The organism is Pseudomonas sp. BF-B-26 (assembly GCF_019956495.1).
Classification (GTDB): domain Bacteria; phylum Pseudomonadota; class Gammaproteobacteria; order Pseudomonadales; family Pseudomonadaceae; genus Aquipseudomonas.
The window spans coordinates 1-18,751 of record NZ_JAHBDP010000138.1 but is presented as its reverse complement, the minus strand read 5'-3'; the positions used below and the strand labels follow the sequence as shown (position 1 = coordinate 18,751).

The window sequence follows — 18,751 nt, the reverse complement described above, 5'->3', positions numbered from 1 at the left end:
TCTCGCGGAGTAACTTGTGATGCTGATAATCTTGTTGACTATCAGTCTGACTCCACAAGCACCCACACGAATTGCTTGATTCAGTTGTTAAAGAGCGGTTGGTTAAGATCTTTCGTCTCAACCGAGGCGCGCATTCTACAGCAGCCTCTGTTGCTGTCAAGCGGTTATTTTTCGAAGTTTTCAAAGTTTCCCTTGCAACTTCAACCACTTGCGCTTGCGATCTCTCGTTAGCGGGAGGCGAATTCTACAGCGTTACTCGCTGCTGTCAACACCTCTTTTACACCGCTTTCGACCGAGAAGATCGAATCGCCAATTAGGCAAAAACAGACTGCCCGATCAACTCCTTCTGGGCTTCGATGACCTGAAGCAACTCGTTGCCGAAAACTGCGTAACCCATTGTTTACCAAGGAGTTTTCCGTTTCGACTGCGCCGGAAGTGGGGCGAATTATAGACTTCCAGAATCTGCCGTCAACCCCTAATTCGAGCTTTACTCGGATTTGAGCGTAATACGCGCAAATGCCTTCTTCCCAGCCTGGCAGACATGGGTCGCGCCCAGCGTGTATATAAAGGTGCGATCGACCACCTCACCATCTATACGCACACCACCAGAACCTAGAAGGTCCCGCGCGACAGCCGAGTTCTTGACCAGACCTGCCTTATTAAGGACAGCAGCAATCGGCATGTCTTCAGTAGCAGTCAACTCGATCTCCGGCAGATCGTCCGGCAGCTCGCCTTCCTTCATACGGTTACCCGCCCCACGGTGCGCATTGGCCGCTGCCTCTTCACCATGGAAACGCGCAACGATCTCTTCAGCTAGCTTGATCTTGATATCACGCGGATTGGCACCCGCCTCGACATCGGCACGGAACGCATTGATCTCATCCATGGAGCGGAAACTGAGTAATTCGAAGTAGCGCCACATCAGCGCATCCGGAATGGAAACCAGTTTGCCGTACATCACACCCGGCGCTTCCTGAATACCCACGTAGTTGCCCAAGGACTTGGACATCTTTTTCACGCCATCCAGACCTTCGAGCAGCGGCATGGTCAGAATGCACTGAGCCTCTTGACCATATCCACGCTGCAGTTCACGCCCCATCAACAGGTTGAACTTCTGATCAGTACCACCCAGCTCGACATCCGCGCGCAAAGCAACCGAGTCATAACCCTGAACCAGTGGGTAGAGGAACTCATGAATGGCGATCGGTTGATTGGTGGTGTAGCGCTTGTCGAAGTCGTCGCGCTCAAGCATGCGAGCCACGGTGTACTGAGAAGTCAGGCGAATGAAGTCGGCCGGCCCCATCTGATCCATCCAGGTGGAGTTGAACGCAACTTCGGTTTTCGCCGGATCAAGAATCTTGAAAACCTGGGTCTTGTAGGTCTCGGCATTCTCGAGAACCTGCTCGCGGGTAAGAGGAGGACGTGTTGCACTCTTGCCGCTCGGATCGCCGATCATCCCGGTGAAGTCACCTATAAGGAAGATCACCTGATGCCCCAACTCCTGGAACTGGCGCAGCTTATTAATAAGCACGGTATGCCCCAGGTGCAAATCCGGCGCGGTCGGATCAAAGCCTGCCTTAATACGTAGCGGCTGGCCACGCTTGAGCTTTTCGATCAGCTCGGACTCGACCAACAGTTCTTCCGCACCACGTTTAATCAGCGCTAGCTGCTCTTCAACCGACTTCATAACAGACCCGCAAGGCTCGAATTCAAAGGGAACCAACCATACAAGATCGCGCGTCAAATACAAGTTTTGCCCGGCGCACGGACACCAATCCACAGACTCAGCGTTCGCGGACTTGCTTCAGGGATGATTTGGTTATATTTTATACAGTTATTTCATCTTCATCATGTCATTCATCTTTTCCAATTCATCTTTTTCAAAGTCAAAAATTATCTATGACCAAAGAATCGTCTAAAGCGCCGCCGCTTTACCCGAAGACCCACCTGCTTGCAGCAAGTGGCATCGCCGCCCTTCTGAGCCTGGCGCTTCTGGTATTTCCTTCCAGTGATGTTGAAGCCAAAAAGACGACCCTGAGTCTTGAACTGGAAAGCCCTGCTGAACAACTGACACAAGATCAAGACGCTGCCGAGGCCGTCCAGGCCACAAATGAGCCAGCCGCTTCCCCTTTTGCGCAGATCGAAAACAGCGCCGAAGAACCCCAGGAAACCGCTCAGGCCGCGCCAGTGCCGGCGCCAGCGCCAGCGCCAGTGATCGAAGAAAAAAAGTCTCCAAACCACAGGGAAGTGATCGTTTCTAAAGGCGATACCCTCTCCACCCTGTTTGAAAAAGTCGGTCTTCCAGCAGCTTTGGTGCATGAAGTGCTGGCCAGTGACAAGCAGGCCAAGCAGTTCAGCCAACTCAAACATGGCCAGAAACTCGAATTCGAACTGGGCCCCAACGGCCAACTGACCAACCTTCACAGCAAGGTCAGCGACGTCGAAAGCATCACCTTGACCAAGAATGACAAGGGTTATGCATTCAACCGCATTACCGCAAAGCCTACCGTGCGCTCGGCCTATGTTCATGGTGTGATCAACAGCTCGTTGTCGCAGTCCGCTGCACGCGCCGGTTTGTCCCACAGCCTGACCATGGACATGGCCAGCGTGTTTGGCTATGACGTCGACTTCGCCCAGGATATTCGCCAGGGTGACGAGTTCGATGTCATCTACGAGCAGAAAGTCGTCAACGGCAAGGCTGTCGGCAATGGCCCGATCCTTTCCGCTCGCTTCACTAACCGCGGCAAGACCTACACCGCCGTGCGCTACACCAATAAACAAGGTAACAGCAGCTACTACACCGCTGACGGTAACAGCATGCGCAAGGCGTTTATCCGTACGCCGGTGGACTTCGCCCGCATCAGCTCGAAATTCTCGATGGGCCGCAAGCACCCGATCCTGAACAAGATCCGCGCTCACAAAGGCGTCGACTATGCAGCGCCGCGTGGCACTCCAATCAAGGCAGCCGGTGATGGCAAAGTGTTGCTGGCCGGTCGCCGTGGCGGCTACGGCAACACCGTCATTATCCAGCACGGCAATACCTACCGTACGCTGTACGGCCACATGCAGGGCTTTGCCAAAGGCGTGCAGACTGGCAGTAGCGTCAAGCAAGGCCAAGTGATCGGCTACATCGGCACCACCGGACTTTCCACCGGACCGCATTTGCATTACGAGTTCCAGGTCAATGGCGTGCACGTCGACCCACTAGGCCAGAAAGTGGCGATGGCCGATCCGATCTCCAAAGCCGAGCGCGCACGTTTCCTCGCGCAGAGCCAACCGCTGATGGCGCGCATGGATCAAGAGAAATCCACGCAGCTGGCTTCGAGCAAGCGCTAAGCCATGACGCTCTATATAGGTGTGATGTCCGGGACCAGCCTAGATGGCCTGGACATAGCGCTGGTCGAGCTGGCTCCGACAATCAAACTGATCGCCACGCACTACATTCCCATGCCTGACTCACTGCGCACCGAGCTGCTTGGCTTGTGCGCCAGCGGCCCGGACGAGATTGCCCGCTCCGCCATCGCCCAGCAGAACTGGGTGAAACTGGCGGCACAGGGTATTCACACCCTGATCGACCAACAAAAACTGAAACCCGAAGACATTCGCGCGATTGGCAGCCACGGCCAGACCATTCGCCACGAGCCGGCGCGCGGCTTCACCGTGCAGATTGGCAACCCTGCCCTTCTGACCGAGTTGACCGGCATCACCGTCGTCAGCGACTTTCGCAGCCGCGATGTGGCGGCTGGCGGACAAGGCGCCCCACTGGTTCCAGCCTTTCACGAAGCGTTGTTTGAAGAACGCGCAGGCAACCGCGCGGTATTGAACGTTGGTGGATTCAGTAACCTCAGCCTGATCGAGCCCGGCAAACCGGTAGCCGGTTTCGACTGTGGCCCGGGCAATGTCCTGCTGGATGCCTGGATTCACCAGCAACGCGGCGACAACTTTGATCGCGATGGCCAATGGGCTGCCAGCGGCAAGGTCGAACCGGTTCTGCTGAACGAGCTGCTCAGTGATCCATTTTTCGTGACCAAAGGTCCCAAAAGTACCGGCCGTGAAGTGTTCAACCTGCCATGGCTGACACAACTTCTATCGAAACTGCCGACTTTCGCCGCCGAAGACGTGCAAGCAACACTGCTTGAGCTGACCGCACTGACCATTATCGAGTCATTGCAGAACGCCCAATCAGATACCCGGGAACTGTTGGTCTGCGGTGGCGGCGCCCACAACGCCACGCTGATGAACCGCTTGGCCAGCTTGCTGCCGAACACCAAGGTCAGCAGCACCGCGGCTTACGGTGTAGACCCGGACTGGGTCGAAGCCATGGCCTTCGCCTGGCTGGCCCATTGCTGCCTTGAAGGCATCGCTGCCAATCGCCCGAGCGTCACCGGCGCAAGTGGTCTGCGCGTACTCGGCGCCATCTACCCCGCTTAATCTGCACACAGCAAAACGCCGCAGAGCCCTGAGGCCATGCGGCGCTTGGTGATGCGATGATTGCGATCAGATCGAGAACGAAGAGCCGCAGCCACACGTGGTGCTGGCGTTCGGATTCTTGATTACGAAGCGTGAACCTTCCAGACCTTCCTGATAATCCACCTCGGCACCTGCCAGGTACTGGAAGCTCATCGGATCAACGACCAGACTCACTCCTTCGCGCTCGACAATGGTGTCGTCATCGGCCACTTCCTCATCGAAGGTGAAGCCGTACTGAAAACCTGAACAACCGCCGCCCGTAACGAATACGCGCAGCTTCAAGCGATCATTCCCCTCTTCATCGACCAGGCTCTTCACCTTGTGCGCAGCACCGTGGGTGAATTGCAAAGCCGTGGGGGTGAAGGATTCGACGCTCATGCTAACTATCTCCCGGCGTTACGCCGCCATAATGCGTGATGACGCGCATTATCCGCTTCTCCTAGAAAATCGGTCAACTATTGTTACGGTATATCAATCAACCCAATCGTAAGCCCGGAATGCAAAAAGGCCCGTCAGACGGGCCTTTTTGCTGAGCGGGCTAAAGCCTTACGGCAACATGCCAGCGTGAGACAAGCCCAGGCGCTCATCCAGCCCGAACAGGATGTTCATGTTCTGCACCGCCTGACCCGACGCACCTTTGACCAGGTTGTCGATCACCGACAACACCACCACCAGGTCACCATCCTGCGGACGATGCACCGCAATACGGCAAACGTTGGCACCGCGCACGCTGCGGGTTTCTGGATGGCTGCCGGCCGGCATGACATCGACGAACGGTTCGTTGGCATAACGCTTTTCAAACAGTGCCTGCAGATCCACCGAGCGGTCCACGACGGTCGCGTAGAGCGTCGAGTGGATGCCTCGAATCATTGGCGTCAGGTGCGGAACGAACGTCAGACCGACGTCCTTGCCCGCTGCACGACGCAGACCCTGGCGGATTTCCGGCAGGTGACGGTGACCTTTGACGGCGTAAGCCTTCATGCTTTCCGACGTCTCGGAGTACAGCGAACCGACAGACGCGCCACGACCGGCACCACTGACGCCGGATTTGCAGTCAGCAATCAGGCGGGTGGTATCGGCCAGACCTGCTTCAAGCAATGGCAGGAAACCCAATTGCGTAGCAGTCGGGTAGCAACCCGGAACGGCGATCAGGCGAGCCTGCTTGATCTGCTCGCGATTGACTTCCGGCAAGCCGTAAACCGCCTCTTCCAGCAGTTCCGGCGCGCCGTGCGGCTGACCGTACCACTTGGCCCACTCATCGGCGTCTTGCAGACGGAAGTCCGCCGACAGGTCGATGACTTTGGTCCCGGCCGCCAACAGTTCGCCAGCCAGCGCATGGGCAACACCGTGAGGCGTGGCGAAGAACACCACGTCGCAAGCGCCCAGCGTCTTGATGTCCGGAACGCTGAACGCCAGGCCATCGTAATGACCGCGCAGGTTCGGATACATATCAGCCACGGCCAGACCGGCCTCGGATCGGGAAGTGATGACGACCACTTCTGCTTGCGGATGCTGCGCCAACAGACGCAGCAGTTCGACACCGGTGTAACCCGTGCCGCCGACGATACCGACCTTGACCATAAACCTGCCCTCAACGAACCCACTGGAAAGCCGTCGATAATAGGGGCCGCGCGGCTCTGCGACAACCGCCAAGGTGACGTGCGGGCGCTCTACCCTCTACTATCTTGGCTACCGTGAACCTGGGAATAACTAAAAATGCTTTATCTGTGGCTCAAAGCGCTTCACATCGTCAGCATGGTCTGCTGGTTTGCCGGCCTGTTCTACCTGCCGCGCCTGTTCGTTTATCACGCCCAAAGCGAAGACACCGTCAGCAAAGAACGTTTCAGCATCATGGAGCGCAAACTCTACCGCGGCATCATGGGCCCGGCGATGATCGCCACCCTGATTTTCGGCATCGCACTGATCGCCTTGAACCCCAGCATATTTAGTCAAGGTGCCTGGATTCACGCGAAGTTGACCTTGGTGGTGATCCTCATCGGCTACCACCACATGTGCGGCGCCCAGGTGAAGCGTTTTGCCCGTGGCGAGAACACCCGCAGTCATGTCTTTTATCGCTGGTTCAATGAAGTGCCGGTTCTGATATTGCTGGCCATTGTAATTCTGGTCGTCGTCCGGCCGTTCTAACGCCAATAAGCACAACTCTTCGGGGTACTTCCAATGTCGCTGCCCGCTCTGCTCGAACAACGCTTGCGTCTGCCAGTGGTGGCAGCACCAATGTTCCTGATTTCCAACCCGCAACTGGTGCTCGCCTGCTGCCGTAATGGCGTGGTGGGCAGCTTTCCTGCGCTGAACCAGCGCGAGAGCAGCGGCTTCAAGTCCTGGCTGGAAGAGATCGAAGCAGGGTTGGCGACACTGGAGAATCCGGCGCCTTATGCGGTGAACCTGATCGTCCACCACAGCAATCCGCGGCTGCAAGCGGACCTGGCGATCTGCATCGAACACAAAGTGCCGATTGTGATCACCAGTCTCGGCGCCGTGAAAGAACTGGTCGATGCAGTGCACAGCTATGGAGGTCTGGTGTTCCATGACGTGACGACTCGTCGCCATGCAGAGAAAGCCGCCGAGGCCGGGGTCGACGGTTTGATCGCCGTGGCAGCGGGCGCCGGTGGACACGCCGGAACCTGGAGCCCGTTCTCGCTGATTGCCGAGATTCGCCAATTCTTCGACAAGACCCTGCTGCTGGCCGGCTGCCTGAACCACGGCCACGAGATTCTCGCGGCACAATTGCTCGGTGCGGATCTGGCCTACTTCGGCACACGATTTATCGGCACCACCGAAAGTCATGCGCCTGACGCCTATAAAGAGATGCTGCTGACTGCCAGAGCCGCAGACATCGTCCATACTCCAGCGGTGTCGGGAGTACCGGCGAGCTTTATGCGTCAGAGCCTTGAGGCTGCAGGTTTCGACATGGCCGCGCTGCACGGCAAGGGCGAGGTGGACTTCGGCTCCAAACTCAAGCCCATGAGCGATGAAGCCAAAGCCTGGAAAACCGTCTGGTCCGCAGGCCAGGGTGTCGGCGAGATCGACGACTTGCCGAGTGTCGATCAATTGGTCGCTCGCCTTGATGCCGAGTACCGCAAAGCGCTGGAGCTGGCGGCAGCGATGCCCAAGCGCTGGCCACGCTGACAGGAAAACCTGGCCAGTCCATTCCGGCTGGCTTCACACGACAAGGATGCCTCGTAATGAGCGAAAACCGTTTCAAGATCGTGTTCGACGGCGCTCTGCTGCCAGGTGTCGACGTCACCACCGCCAAGCTCAATCTCGCCGAGTTGTTCAAAAGCGATGTGGCTGCCATCGAACGGCTGTTCAGTGGCAAGCCGGTTGCGCTCAAACGCGACCTGTCGCAGGGCGATGCGCAGACTTATCTCCAGGCGCTGACCAAAACCGGTATCGATGCCCGGATCGAATCCGAACCCTCGATCGAGCTGAACCTGGCTGACGTTCATGAACACGCCCCCGCTGTCGCGGCAGATCCCGAATCCCCTTACGCACCACCCCGGGCTACCGTTGGCGAAGCCTTGCCTGCGTTTTCCACACTCAAGCCGTTCAGCTTCGTGGGTCGGATCGGTCGCTTGCGTTATCTGGCCTGGACGATGTCGCTGACGCTGGTAACCCTTGGTGTTGGCGCTGTGCTTGCTGTTTTCGGCTTGGCCCTTATCTCTACAGACGCTACCGCCGGCCTGATTCTCGGTGGCTTGCTGGCCTTTATTCTCTTCGTGGCGCTGGCGTTCGTCAGCATCCAGTTCAGTGTCCAGCGTCTGCACGATATCGGCTGGTCTGGCTGGCTCTGGCTGCTGACCCTCGTACCGTTCGTGGGCAGCATCTTTCCGTTCGTGATGATGATTGCGCCGGGTAATAACACCGCCAATCGATACGGTGCGCCACCACCGCCCAACAGCGCCGCGGTCAAGGTCCTGTCGTCACTGTGGCTGGTGTTTATCGCGATCCTGTTCATCGGCGGACTGACCGGCGGCCTTACTACCCTCCAGAGCGAATACGAAAGCGCCACCCAGAGCGGCTATGAAAGTGACTCAGTGACCACCGAAGAGATCGAAGATCAAACCGCTGTGGAAGCAGAGCCCGCGCCAAATTCAGCCGACGATGCAGCCGAAGAAGCCCAGCCCCCTGTAGACTCTGCGAAAGAATGAACAGCGCTCCCCGTCCGTGACACCTGCGTCGCCGGCGCGGAGCTGTTGCGATGGAGAAATGCATGACCCGTTACGCACTGATCACTGGCGCTTCCAGCGGCATCGGCCTGGCGATGGCCGAAGCACTGGCCCGGCGCGGCCGCAGCCTGATTCTGGTGGCCCGTCAGCGTGATCAGCTGGAAAGTATTGCGATTGAACTGACCCAACGTTTTGGCGTGGAAGTGTTGTTCCGAGCCTGTGACCTCGGCGAGCCGCTACGGCTGTCCGGTTTTCTGCTGGAGCTGGAGGAAGGTGACCGACAGATCGATTTGCTGGTCAACTGCGCCGGCATCGGCACCTGCGGCCCTTTTCTGGCTCAGGACTGGATGACCGAGCAGGACCTGATCGAAGTGAACATCCTCGCACTCACTCGACTGTGTCACGCGATCGGCAACAGCATGGCGCTGCAGGGCGGCGGACAGATTTTGAATGTCGCCTCGGTGGCGGCGTTCCATCCCGGCCCGTGGATGAGTACTTATTACGCCAGCAAGGCTTATGTACTGCACTTTTCCGAAGGGTTGCGCGTCGAACTGAAAAAATGCGCGGTCAAGGTCTCGGTGCTCTGCCCCGGCCCTACCCGCACGGCGTTTTTCCGCACCGCGCAATTGGACGCTGGCAAACTGATCGACAGCAAAATGCTGATGAGCCCCGAGGAAGTCGCGCTCTACACCGTCCGGGCTCTGGAGAAAAATCGCGCCATCATTATTCCGGGTCGACGCAACCGCTGGCGCGCCTTCCTGCCGCGACTCGGCTCCCGCTGGCTGACCCGGACAATCGCTGGCATGGTCAACAAGGCTTACTGCCCGCGCTGATCGCACCCTCAAGGTAAAAGGCTGGGCTCAGGCATCACCCATGGTTACACTCAGGCCAGCCCAAACAACGGAGAAAACAGCTGTGGATACTCTGTTCACCAAGATCATCAACCGGGAAATTCCGGCAAAGATCATTTACGAGGACGACCAGGTACTGGCCTTCCACGACATAGCCCCACAGGCACCCGTGCATTTTCTGGTGATCCCGAAAAAAGCGGTGCGCACGCTTAACGACCTGACCGAGGACGACAAGGCATTGGCTGGGCATATTCTGTTCACCGCCCAGCGTCTGGCCCTGGAACTGGGTTGCGAAGAGGGCTTTCGCGTGGTCATGAATTGCAATCCATTGGGTGGGCAGACCGTCTATCACATACATATGCATGTATTGGGTCAGCGCCAGATGCATTGGCCGCCAGGCTGATTGCAGCAAGCCCTGTGGGGGCGGGCAATCCCGCTCCCACAAGCACCTGCGTCGCAATGACTCAGCGCAAACCTTCCCTGGCCGATTGGGTTAAACTGGCCGCCGAGATTCTTCCCGGAGGTCAGCATGACAACCCAACGTCACTACTCGCCGATTGACCGCCTTCTGCTACAAGCCGATGCCGCGATGCGTACCTTGCTGCCCTTCAGTGGTCAGCCGTACCGCCCTTCGCCCGCTATCGTGCAGCCGGATGCGCAAATGAGCGACGAAGACACCCGGCACGTCGCCGGTCTGATGCGCATCAACCATACCGGCGAAGTCTGTGCCCAGGCGCTGTATCAAGGTCAGGCCCTGACCGCCAAGCTGCCGCAAGTACGCGCCGCCATGGAACATGCCGCCGAAGAAGAAATCGACCACCTGGTCTGGTGCGAACAACGCATAAAACAGTTGGGCAGCCACACCAGCATTCTCAATCCGCTGTTCTACGGCATGTCGTTCGGGATTGGCGCGGTGGCCGGGTTGATCAGCGATAAAGTCAGCCTGGGTTTCGTTGCCGCGACCGAGCATCAGGTGTGCAAACACCTCAATGAACACCTTGAGCAACTGCCAGCCGAGGATGAAAAGTCCCGGGCGATCCTCGAGCAGATGCGCATTGATGAAGAACACCACGCCGAAAGCGCGCTGGAGGCTGGGGGTTTCCGCTTCCCGGCACCGGTGAAGTTCGGCATGAGCCTGATGGCCAAGGTCATGACCAAGAGTACTTATCGGATCTGACTCAATGGCTTTCGTAGGAGCAAGGCTTGCCTGCGATTGCATCCTTGAGATCGCCATCGCGGGCAAGCCTTGCTCCTACAAGGGCAATCGAAAATCTTAGTTCGGCATGTTGCGCGCGTAGAAGATTTCCAGCATTTCGTGTTTCACGCGGTCTGTCACCTGGGCACGCTGCTCCGCGGACAGGCTGCTGGTGGCGTCGCCGAACAGGTAGTTATCCAGTTCGAAGTTCTTCAGCAGCATTTTGGTGTGGAACAGGTTTTCCTGGTACACGTTCACGTCGGTCATCTGGTACGCGCCCCGGGTGTCTTCGGAAAGGTAGTTCTGAATCGAGTTGATCTCGTGGTCGATGAAGTGCTTGTTGCCTTCCACGTCACGGGTGAAACCGCGCACACGATAATCCACGGTCACGATGTCCGAATCAAACTGGTGGATCAGGAAGTTGAGCGCCTTGAGCGGTGAAATGACGCCACAGGTCGACACGTCAATGTCCACACGGAATGTCGCGATGCCATCGTCCGGATGGATTTCCGGGTAGGTGTGCACCGTGATGTGGCTCTTGTCGAGGTGGGCCAGGATAATTTCAGGCAACGGGCCTGGAGACTCTTCGATCTGGCTGTCGGTAGGCGTCACCGGCTCTTCAGAGATCAGAATCGTGACACTGGCGCCCTGGGGTTCATAGTCCTGACTGGCGATGTTCAGGATGTTGGCACCAATGATATCGACAACTTCTGTGAGGATCTGCGTCAGGCGCTTGGCGTTGTACTCTTTATTGATGTACTCGACGTAAGCCTGTTGGTCTTGCGGGGTTTGCGCGTAGCAGATGTCATAGATGTTGAAGCTCAAGGTCTTTGTCAGGTTATTGAACCCGTGGAGCTTGAGTCTGCTTTTCACCGTTAAGACTCTCTATGTATTGCGGCCCGGCCGCATGATCAAGCAAGCCCGTCAGAAGCGCACGACGCACCTGCGCAGGACGGTTAACACCTCTTCACAATGGCGATTTTGGTTATATGTTCGGGTGCGCGGCCTGTCGGCGGACGGGCTACTACCCTGAAAAAAGTGGCGCGTTGTGCAGACGTCAGCTTGGGATCGCCACAGTCTGCACTGCCTTTATGATAGTTGAATGTCGATTCAACCGAGCTCGATGATCTCGTAGTCATGGGTAATTGCCACGCCAGCCGCACCCAGCATGATCGACGCTGAGCAATACTTCTCGGCAGACAGCTCGATGGCGCGTTTGACCTGGGCTTCTTTCAAGCCGCGGCCCTTGACCACGAAGTGCATGTGAATCTTGGTGAAAACCTTCGGATCTTCGGTAGCACGCTCGGCTTCGAGGAAGGCTTCGCAGCTTTCAACGGCCTGACGGGACTTCTTGAGGATGCTGACCACGTCGAAATTGCTGCAACCGCCAACACCCAGCAGGAGCATTTCCATCGGCCGGACACCCAGGTTGCGACCGCCGGCATCGGGCGGACCGTCCATGACCACGACATGACCGCTGCCGGATTCGCCGAGGAACATGGCTTCGCCAGCCCATTGGATGCGTGCCTTCATCGCCAAGACTCCACTGTATAAAAAAGGGTCGCCAGCTTAGCACAGGGGCCTTGATTGACGACGTCTCGCCTTCCTACGACGCAAGCCGCTGTGCTGTAGGTAAATTCTCGAATATTGCAGGAAGTGTCTGTTAAGCTGGCGCCAATTCACTGGCGCATTGCCAGCTTTATAGCAACCTCAGCGACTCATAAGAAAATCAAACACACCGTGAAGTCTTTTCGGGATACAACCATGGTTGCTATTACCCCAACACCCAAAATCAAGAACCTCGACAAGCTGTTGATGCACTGCCAGCGCCGTCGTTATGCGGCCAAAAGCAACATCATTTGTGCCGGCGACCGCTCAGACACGCTGTTCTTCATCATCAAGGGTTCGGTCACCATCCTGATCGAGGATGACGACGGCCGCGAAATGATCATCGCCTACCTGAACTCCGGAGACTTCTTCGGCGAGTTGGGCCTGTTCGAACAGGCGGGCCTGGAACAGGAACGCAGCGCCTGGGTGCGCGCCAAGATCGAATGCGAAGTCGCGGAGATCAGCTACGCAAAATTCCGCGAACTGTCCCAACAGGATCCAGACATTCTTTACGTGCTCAGCGGACAAATCGCACAGCGCCTGCGCAACACCACCCGCAAAGTGGGTGACCTTGCATTCTTCGACGTTACCGGCCGCGTCGCGCGCTGCCTCCTGGAACTGTGCAAGCAGCCAGATGCAATGACCCATCCCGATGGCATGCAGATCAAGGTGACCCGTCAGGAAATCGGGCGGATTGTCGGTTGTTCACGTGAGATGGTCGGTCGCGTACTCAAGGACCTGGAAGAACGCAACCTGGTGGACGTCAAAGGCAAGACCATGGTGGTCTTCGGTACGCGCTAAACCCTGAACATGTCTGCCAGCAACTCTCGGTACAACGTGTCGAGTCGCCCCATCGCATCAGGTGCTGCATATTTTTCATGAAGAGCAATGTGGCTCTCGGCGCGAACTCGCTGCTCCAGGCCACAGGCTTCATTGAAACGGTTAACCGCCGCAACCATCGACTCACGCTCGTTATCGCGCAACAAAGCACCGTGCACCAACCCTACCGGACGCGTACCGCCCTTGCTCTGGCGCCAGCGTTGAGCCGTGCCGACCATCTTGCGCCCATCAAGGTTGACGTTGAAACGCCCATCACAGAACGCCCCCTCTATTTCGCCCAAAGACGAAACGCCGCCCAGCTCATCGAGTAACTGACAAATCGGATCGCAAAGCCGGCGATAACCGGTTTCGATGCGGTTCTGGTCACCCTCGCTACGCGGTGGCGCGTAGACCAGTGCGATGTTGATCGTCGAGGCCGATTGCGGCACCGGCTCACCGCCGGTTTCACGCAACAACACCGGCCAACCTGCCGCAGCCGACACTTCGCACGCAGCCTCGAACCCAGGCAGACGATTCAACCGTCGCGGCATGACCAGCGCCCGGTCACTGGGCTGCCAGAATAGCAGGCCAAACTCCGAATCGCCGGTGCACACATGGGCCAACAGATCCTGTTCGGCGAGCAGGCCGGCTTCGACGGTCATGGCGATGGGCTGGGTCATGGCAGTAGACATCCTTTGTTTGGGGTATAAAAAAGCCGGCATCGCCGGCTTCTTCATCAAGTCACGTTCAGTCGAGTGTAGAACCGCTCACCGCGATGCCACGCTCAGGAAAGAACAGACGCTGCAGCTCGGTGCCCGGGCTTTCGGCGCGCATGAACGCTTCGCCCACCAGGAATGCGTACACATCGCTGATTTCCATCAGCTCGACATCGGCCCGGTTGAGAATGCCACTTTCGGTGATCACCAGACGATCACGCGGAATACGCGGCAACAGGTCGAGGGTGGTTTCCAGGTTGACTTCGAAAGTGTGCAGGTTGCGGTTGTTGACGCCTACCAACGGAGTGTCGAGGGTTTTCAAGGCCCGCTCCAGCTCGTCGCCATCGTGAACTTCCACCAGCACATCGAGGCCGACACTTTTGGCGACGGCAGCCAACTCGGCCATTTTCACGTTATCCAGAGCGGAGACGATCAGCAGCACGCAGTCGGCGCCCAACGCTCGGGCTTCAATGATCTGGTACGGATCAATCATGAAGTCCTTGCGGATCACCGGCAGTTTGCACGCCGCCCGCGCCTGTTGCAGATACACATCGGCGCCCTGGAAGTAATCGATATCGGTCAGCACTGACAGACAGGTCGCGCCGCCCTTCTCGTAACTCTTGGCGATGTCGGCGGGAACGAAGTTCTCGCGAATCACGCCTTTGCTCGGTGAAGCTTTCTTGATTTCTGCAATGACCGCTGGCTGCTTGAGCTTGGCCTGAGCCAACAATGCCTTGGCAAAACCACGGGGTGCATCGGCCGCCTTGGCCAGACTTTCCAGCTCCGCCAGGCTTACGCGAGCGCTACGCTCGGCGACTTCCTGGACTTTGCGGGCCAAAATGTTTTCCAGAACCGTCGGTACACTCATCCCTCATTCTCCACTTTGAATACCGCGGTAAATGCACCCAACTCCTCCAGTTTTTCCCGAGCGAGGCCTGTGTGCAGCGCATCGTGCGCCAGGGCAACGCCTTCTTTCAAACTGCTGGCATGGTCAGCGGCGTACAACGCGGCACCGGCATTGAGCATAATCATTTCCGCGGCTTTCTGACCGTTCTCGGTCTTGCGCTTGCCCAGGGCATCGCGAATCAGCTCCAGGGAAGCCGCCGGGCTATCCACTGCCAGACCGTGCAGGCTCTGGCTTTTCATGCCCAAGTCTTCTGGCTCGACCCAATACTCGGTGATCTGGTCATCCTTCAATTCCGCCACGAAGGTTGGCGCCGCCAGACTGAACTCGTCCAGGCCATCCTTCGAGTGCACCACCAGCACGTGCTTGCTGCCCATACGCTGCAAGACTTCGGCCAGCGGCCGGCACAACGCCTGATTGAACACGCCCACCACCTGATGCTTCACGCCGGCCGGATTCGTAAGCGGGCCGAGCATGTTGAACAGCGTGCGCAAGCCCAGCTCCCGGCGCGGGCCGGCGGCGTGCTTCATGGCGCTGTGATGGGTCTGGGCGAACATGAAACCGATGCCGACGTTGTCGATGCAACGTGCGACCTGAACCGGCGTCAGGTTCAGGTAGATACCCGCCGCTTCCAGCAAATCGGCGCTGCCGCTTTTGCCCGAGACCGCACGGTTACCGTGCTTGGCCACGGTGCAACCGGCCGCCGCGACCACGAACGAGGAAGCGGTCGAGACGTTAAAAATGTTCGCGCCATCGCCACCGGTACCGACCACATCGACGACGCCGTCGAGGGTCTTGAGTTCGACCTTGTCCGCCAGCTCGCGCATGACCGACACGGCGCCGACGATCTCGTCGATGCTTTCACTCTTCATGCGCATGGCCATCATGAACGCGCCGATCTGCGCATCCGTGCATTGACCGGTCATGATTTCGCGCATGACATCGCGCATCTCATCGGTGCTGAGGTCGAGCTGTTCGACGATACGGCTCAGGGCTGTCTTGATATTCATGAAAAGTCCTTAGCGCGTGCCGCCGGTTTGTTTGAGGAAATTAGCGAACAGCTCGTGGCCCTGCTCGGTGAGGATCGACTCAGGGTGAAACTGGACGCCCTCGATGTTCAGTGTCTTGTGGCGCAGGCCCATGATTTCGTCGACCGAACCGTCTTCAAGCTGGGTCCAGGCGGTCAGCTCCAGACAATCGGGCAGGGTTTCGCGTTTGACGATCAGTGAATGATAGCGGGTGACTGTCAGCGGATGGTTCAGGCCTTCAAATACGCCTTTGTCCTCGTGGAACACCGGGCTGGTTTTGCCATGCATGACTTGACGGGCGCGAACCACATCGCCGCCAAAGGCCTGGCCGATGGACTGATGGCCCAGGCACACGCCCAGAATCGGCAGTTTTCCGCCAAAATGTTTGATTACGTCAATCGACACGCCGGCTTCGTTCGGCGTGCAAGGGCCGGGCGAAACGACGATCCGCTCTGGGTTGAGCGCTTCGATTTCGGCAATGGTGAGCTCATCGTTGCGCACGACTTTGACCTGGGAGCCGAGCTCACCGAGGTATTGCACAACGTTGTAAGTAAAAGAGTCGTAGTTATCGATCATCAGCAACATGGCGTTAAGAACCTCTTGAATTTACTGACTTTGAATACAGCCTTCGAATGATTTACCCGCAGCGTCCTGCACTTTGTCAGTCGCTGGAGTCGCGCTGCAAAGCGGTTTGTCTTGCGGGTAAAGAAGGCAAAGCGGTAAAGATCCGGCCGGGCCGGCAGAAGGATTCAGGCGCGCCAACGCCAACGGGCGTGTGCCTTGATGACTTGATCCAGAAGTTTGCTGACGATCAACACGGGGAAGGTCTCATTTATACGTCTCGGCACAGTAACTTAGCTGGGCAGAGCGTGCAATATGGGGCGATCGAAGCGCTTGAAACAATTGACGGGTTCGCGCCGAACGGCAACAGGCTCTATAGTTTTTGGCACTATCGTTTCGCTCACTACAACAATAACAAACGGACTTGCTCATGATCAGACAGACGTTGACTGTACCGCTTGCCGGCTGCTTGCTCGCCATGGCCTGCACCCAGGCGATCGCGGCGCCCAACCCTTATTCGAGTTTCATCGTCTTCGGCGATAGCCTCAACGATGCAGGGCAGTTTACCGACACGGGTGGCCCTCCCGGTTCGACCCTGCGCTTCACCAACCGGACCGGCCCGATTTACCGGGACGGCAGCGGCGAAGTCTACTCCGCCAACTCGACCCAATTGCTGGGTGACCGGCTCGGGTTTTCACCGGACCAGACGGCCGCTTCAACCTCGGCGGCGCGTGCGAACCAGGGCCTGTCGGACGGGAATAACTGGGCCGTTGGCGGTTACCGCACGGACCAGATCCTCACCTCGATCACCAGCGTATCCGCCACGGGCGAACGCACGCGCCCGGGCTATCTGCCGACAAACAACTTCAGCGCCGATCCGAATGCGCTGTATTACATTTCCGGCGGTGGTAACGATTTTCTTCAGGGACGTGTACAAAGTGGCGCTCAGGCGAATGCCGCTGCGGATCGACTGGCTAACAGCGTCCAGGTTCTGCAAACTGCCGGCGCCCAGTACATTATGGTCTGGCTGCTACCCGACCTGGGTTTGACGCCCGCCATCAATGGCACGCCTCTGCAGACTTCCACCTCACTACTGAGCTCTGCCTTCAACCGGCAACTGGTCACGCGACTCGCAGGGATCGATGCCGAAATCATCCCGTTGAACATTCCGCTGCTGTTACAGGAAACCTTCGCCGATCCGGCGCGATTCGGTTTTGCTACAGGCCAGAGCCTGACGGCGACCTGCTTCAGCGGTAACAGCTGCACCGAAAACCCTACGTATGGCATCAACAGCGCCACCCCGGACCCCAGCAAGCTGATTTATAACGATGGGGTTCATCCGACCGAAGCCGGGCAGAAACTGATTTCCGACTACGCCTATTCCTTACTGGCTGCGCCTTGGGAACTGACATTGTTGCCGGAAATGGCCCACGCCACCTTGCGTGCGCACCAGGATGAACTGCGCAGCCAATGGCAATCGGACTGGGAGAACTGGCAGGCGGTCGGCCAATGGCGCGCGATTGTCGCCGGTGGCGGTCAGCATCTGGATGTCGATAGCCAAAGCAGCGGCGCCAGCGCCGACGGCGACGGTTACAACCTGAACATCGGCGGCAGCTATCGCCTCAATGACGCCTGGCGCGTCGGTGTGGCGGCGGGTTTCTATCGTCAGAACCTGGAAGCAGGCAATGACGATTCGGACTACAAACTCAACAGTTACCTGGCCACCGCCTTCGCCCAGTTCCAGCAGAATCACTGGTGGGCCGATGCCGCGTTGACCGGCGGCAAGCTGGATTACGACAACCTCAAACGCAAATTCGACCTGGGCGCCAGCGAAGGCGCGGAGAAAGGCGATACCGATGGCTATCTGTGGGCCTTCAGCACACGGGTTGGCTACGACATTGCGCAACCGGGCAGCGAGTGGCACCTGTCGCCGTTCATCAGCGCCGATTACGCAAAAGTGGAAGTCGACGGCTACTCGGAAAACAGCTCTCGCGCCACAGCGTTGACCTTTGATGATCAGACTCGCGATTCAAAACGTCTGGGCGTCGGTCTGCAGGGTAAGTATCAGATCACCCCGCAGACTCAAGTGTTCGGCGAATACGCGTATGAGCATGAATACGAGGATGACACTCAGAAGGTAAACATCGCGCTCAACAGCCTGCCGTCCCTGGACTTCAAGCTGGACGGCTATACACCGCAAAGCCACTTGAATCGCGTGAGCCTGGGGGTCAGCCACAAGTTGACGGCCGATCTGGCGTTGCGCGGCGGGTATACGTTCCGCAAGGATGATGACTTTACCCAGCAAGGCATCAACGTGGGGGTCGTTCTGGATTTCTGATAACCGACTAGATCTGTGGGAGCGGGCTTGCTCGCGAAAGCGGAGTGTCATTCACCTCAAATGTTGAATGAAAT

Annotated in this window: 20 protein-coding genes; 11 read left to right on the top strand and 9 right to left on the bottom strand. The window is 57.8% G+C overall.

Annotated elements, in window-relative coordinates:
* Nucleotides 1-487: 487 nt before the first annotated feature.
* Nucleotides 488-1,687 carry a tyrosine--tRNA ligase gene (gene tyrS / locus KGB03_RS29925; RefSeq protein WP_192409293.1) on the bottom strand — a complete coding sequence of 400 codons (1,200 nt, stop codon included), beginning with the start codon at nucleotides 1,685-1,687 and terminating at the stop codon, nucleotides 488-490.
* 212 nt (nucleotides 1,688-1,899) lie between these two features.
* Here tyrS and KGB03_RS29920 point away from each other — a divergent pair, with 212 nt between their 5' ends.
* Complete coding sequence (locus KGB03_RS29920) at nucleotides 1,900-3,336, top strand: peptidoglycan DD-metalloendopeptidase family protein (protein WP_192409292.1); 1,437 nt, start codon at nucleotides 1,900-1,902, stop codon at nucleotides 3,334-3,336.
* 3 nt (nucleotides 3,337-3,339) lie between these two features.
* The gene (locus tag KGB03_RS29915) at nucleotides 3,340-4,431 is read left to right on the top strand and encodes an anhydro-N-acetylmuramic acid kinase (RefSeq protein WP_218538459.1); all 1,092 of its coding nucleotides are present in this window, start codon (nucleotides 3,340-3,342) and stop codon (nucleotides 4,429-4,431) included.
* 66 nt (nucleotides 4,432-4,497) lie between these two features.
* Here KGB03_RS29915 and erpA read toward each other — a convergent pair whose 3' ends face one another.
* On the bottom strand, nucleotides 4,498-4,848 hold the full coding sequence (gene erpA, locus KGB03_RS29910) for an iron-sulfur cluster insertion protein ErpA (protein ID WP_007947969.1): 351 nt from the start codon (nucleotides 4,846-4,848) through the stop codon (nucleotides 4,498-4,500).
* 168 nt (nucleotides 4,849-5,016) lie between these two features.
* Complete coding sequence (gene argC / locus KGB03_RS29905; protein ID WP_008147251.1) at nucleotides 5,017-6,051, bottom strand: N-acetyl-gamma-glutamyl-phosphate reductase; 1,035 nt, start codon at nucleotides 6,049-6,051, stop codon at nucleotides 5,017-5,019.
* A gap of 135 nt (nucleotides 6,052-6,186) precedes the next feature.
* On the opposite strand from argC, the gene hemJ reads away from it, so the two are divergent.
* The 6 genes from hemJ (at nucleotide 6,187) to coq7 (ending at nucleotide 10,685) form a co-directional block, all read left to right on the top strand.
* Nucleotides 6,187-6,615 (top strand): protoporphyrinogen oxidase HemJ, encoded by a 429-nt coding sequence (gene hemJ / locus KGB03_RS29900; protein ID WP_008147249.1) that lies wholly within the window; start codon nucleotides 6,187-6,189, stop codon nucleotides 6,613-6,615.
* A 33-nt stretch (nucleotides 6,616-6,648) separates the two neighbouring features.
* Nucleotides 6,649-7,617 (top strand): NAD(P)H-dependent flavin oxidoreductase, encoded by a 969-nt coding sequence (locus KGB03_RS29895; protein WP_218538458.1) that lies wholly within the window; start codon nucleotides 6,649-6,651, stop codon nucleotides 7,615-7,617.
* 56 nt (nucleotides 7,618-7,673) lie between these two features.
* Nucleotides 7,674-8,639, top strand: coding sequence for a DUF805 domain-containing protein (locus KGB03_RS29890; protein ID WP_223530756.1), 966 nt, complete (start codon nucleotides 7,674-7,676; stop codon nucleotides 8,637-8,639).
* A 62-nt stretch (nucleotides 8,640-8,701) separates the two neighbouring features.
* The gene (locus tag KGB03_RS29885) at nucleotides 8,702-9,490 is read left to right on the top strand and encodes an SDR family NAD(P)-dependent oxidoreductase (RefSeq protein WP_046045397.1); all 789 of its coding nucleotides are present in this window, start codon (nucleotides 8,702-8,704) and stop codon (nucleotides 9,488-9,490) included.
* A gap of 82 nt (nucleotides 9,491-9,572) precedes the next feature.
* Nucleotides 9,573-9,911 (top strand): histidine triad nucleotide-binding protein, encoded by a 339-nt coding sequence (locus KGB03_RS29880; RefSeq protein WP_008147240.1) that lies wholly within the window; start codon nucleotides 9,573-9,575, stop codon nucleotides 9,909-9,911.
* A 126-nt stretch (nucleotides 9,912-10,037) separates the two neighbouring features.
* The gene (coq7, locus tag KGB03_RS29875) at nucleotides 10,038-10,685 is read left to right on the top strand and encodes a 2-polyprenyl-3-methyl-6-methoxy-1,4-benzoquinone monooxygenase (RefSeq protein WP_008147238.1); all 648 of its coding nucleotides are present in this window, start codon (nucleotides 10,038-10,040) and stop codon (nucleotides 10,683-10,685) included.
* 96 nt (nucleotides 10,686-10,781) lie between these two features.
* On the opposite strand, the gene speD is transcribed toward coq7, so the two are convergent.
* Together speD and KGB03_RS29865 are read right to left on the bottom strand one after the other, a co-directional pair.
* Nucleotides 10,782-11,576 (bottom strand): adenosylmethionine decarboxylase, encoded by a 795-nt coding sequence (speD, locus tag KGB03_RS29870; RefSeq protein ID WP_223530754.1) that lies wholly within the window; start codon nucleotides 11,574-11,576, stop codon nucleotides 10,782-10,784.
* A 237-nt stretch (nucleotides 11,577-11,813) separates the two neighbouring features.
* A complete protein-coding gene (locus KGB03_RS29865; protein WP_007941657.1) occupies nucleotides 11,814-12,236 on the bottom strand; it encodes an OsmC family protein in 423 nt (140 codons plus the stop codon).
* Between the two features lie 231 nt (nucleotides 12,237-12,467).
* Here KGB03_RS29865 and crp point away from each other — a divergent pair, with 231 nt between their 5' ends.
* Nucleotides 12,468-13,112 (top strand): cAMP-activated global transcriptional regulator CRP, encoded by a 645-nt coding sequence (crp, locus tag KGB03_RS29860; protein WP_008147233.1) that lies wholly within the window; start codon nucleotides 12,468-12,470, stop codon nucleotides 13,110-13,112.
* Here crp and KGB03_RS29855 read toward each other — a convergent pair.
* The 4 genes from KGB03_RS29855 to KGB03_RS29840 form a co-directional block, all read right to left on the bottom strand.
* On the bottom strand, nucleotides 13,109-13,810 hold the full coding sequence (locus tag KGB03_RS29855; RefSeq protein WP_223530752.1) for a biotin/lipoate A/B protein ligase family protein: 702 nt from the start codon (nucleotides 13,808-13,810) through the stop codon (nucleotides 13,109-13,111). The two genes, crp and KGB03_RS29855, sit on opposite strands and share 4 nt — an antisense overlap.
* 67 nt (nucleotides 13,811-13,877) lie before the next feature.
* Nucleotides 13,878-14,714, bottom strand: coding sequence for an indole-3-glycerol phosphate synthase TrpC (trpC, locus tag KGB03_RS29850; RefSeq protein WP_218538456.1), 837 nt, complete (start codon nucleotides 14,712-14,714; stop codon nucleotides 13,878-13,880).
* Nucleotides 14,711-15,760 (bottom strand): anthranilate phosphoribosyltransferase, encoded by a 1,050-nt coding sequence (trpD, locus tag KGB03_RS29845; RefSeq protein ID WP_056741323.1) that lies wholly within the window; start codon nucleotides 15,758-15,760, stop codon nucleotides 14,711-14,713. The genes trpC and trpD overlap by 4 nt, the downstream gene beginning before the upstream one ends.
* A 9-nt stretch (nucleotides 15,761-15,769) precedes the next feature.
* The gene (locus KGB03_RS29840; protein ID WP_033056198.1) at nucleotides 15,770-16,363 is read right to left on the bottom strand and encodes an aminodeoxychorismate/anthranilate synthase component II; all 594 of its coding nucleotides are present in this window, start codon (nucleotides 16,361-16,363) and stop codon (nucleotides 15,770-15,772) included.
* Between the two features lie 47 nt (nucleotides 16,364-16,410).
* Between KGB03_RS29840 and KGB03_RS29835 the strand changes: the two genes are divergently transcribed.
* The gene (locus tag KGB03_RS29835) at nucleotides 16,411-16,773 is read left to right on the top strand and encodes a hypothetical protein (protein ID WP_158539706.1); all 363 of its coding nucleotides are present in this window, start codon (nucleotides 16,411-16,413) and stop codon (nucleotides 16,771-16,773) included.
* Complete coding sequence (gene estP / locus KGB03_RS29830) at nucleotides 16,770-18,677, top strand: esterase EstP (protein ID WP_223530750.1); 1,908 nt, start codon at nucleotides 16,770-16,772, stop codon at nucleotides 18,675-18,677. Before KGB03_RS29835 ends, estP begins: the two co-directional genes overlap by 4 nt.
* Nucleotides 18,678-18,751 lie beyond the last annotated feature (74 nt).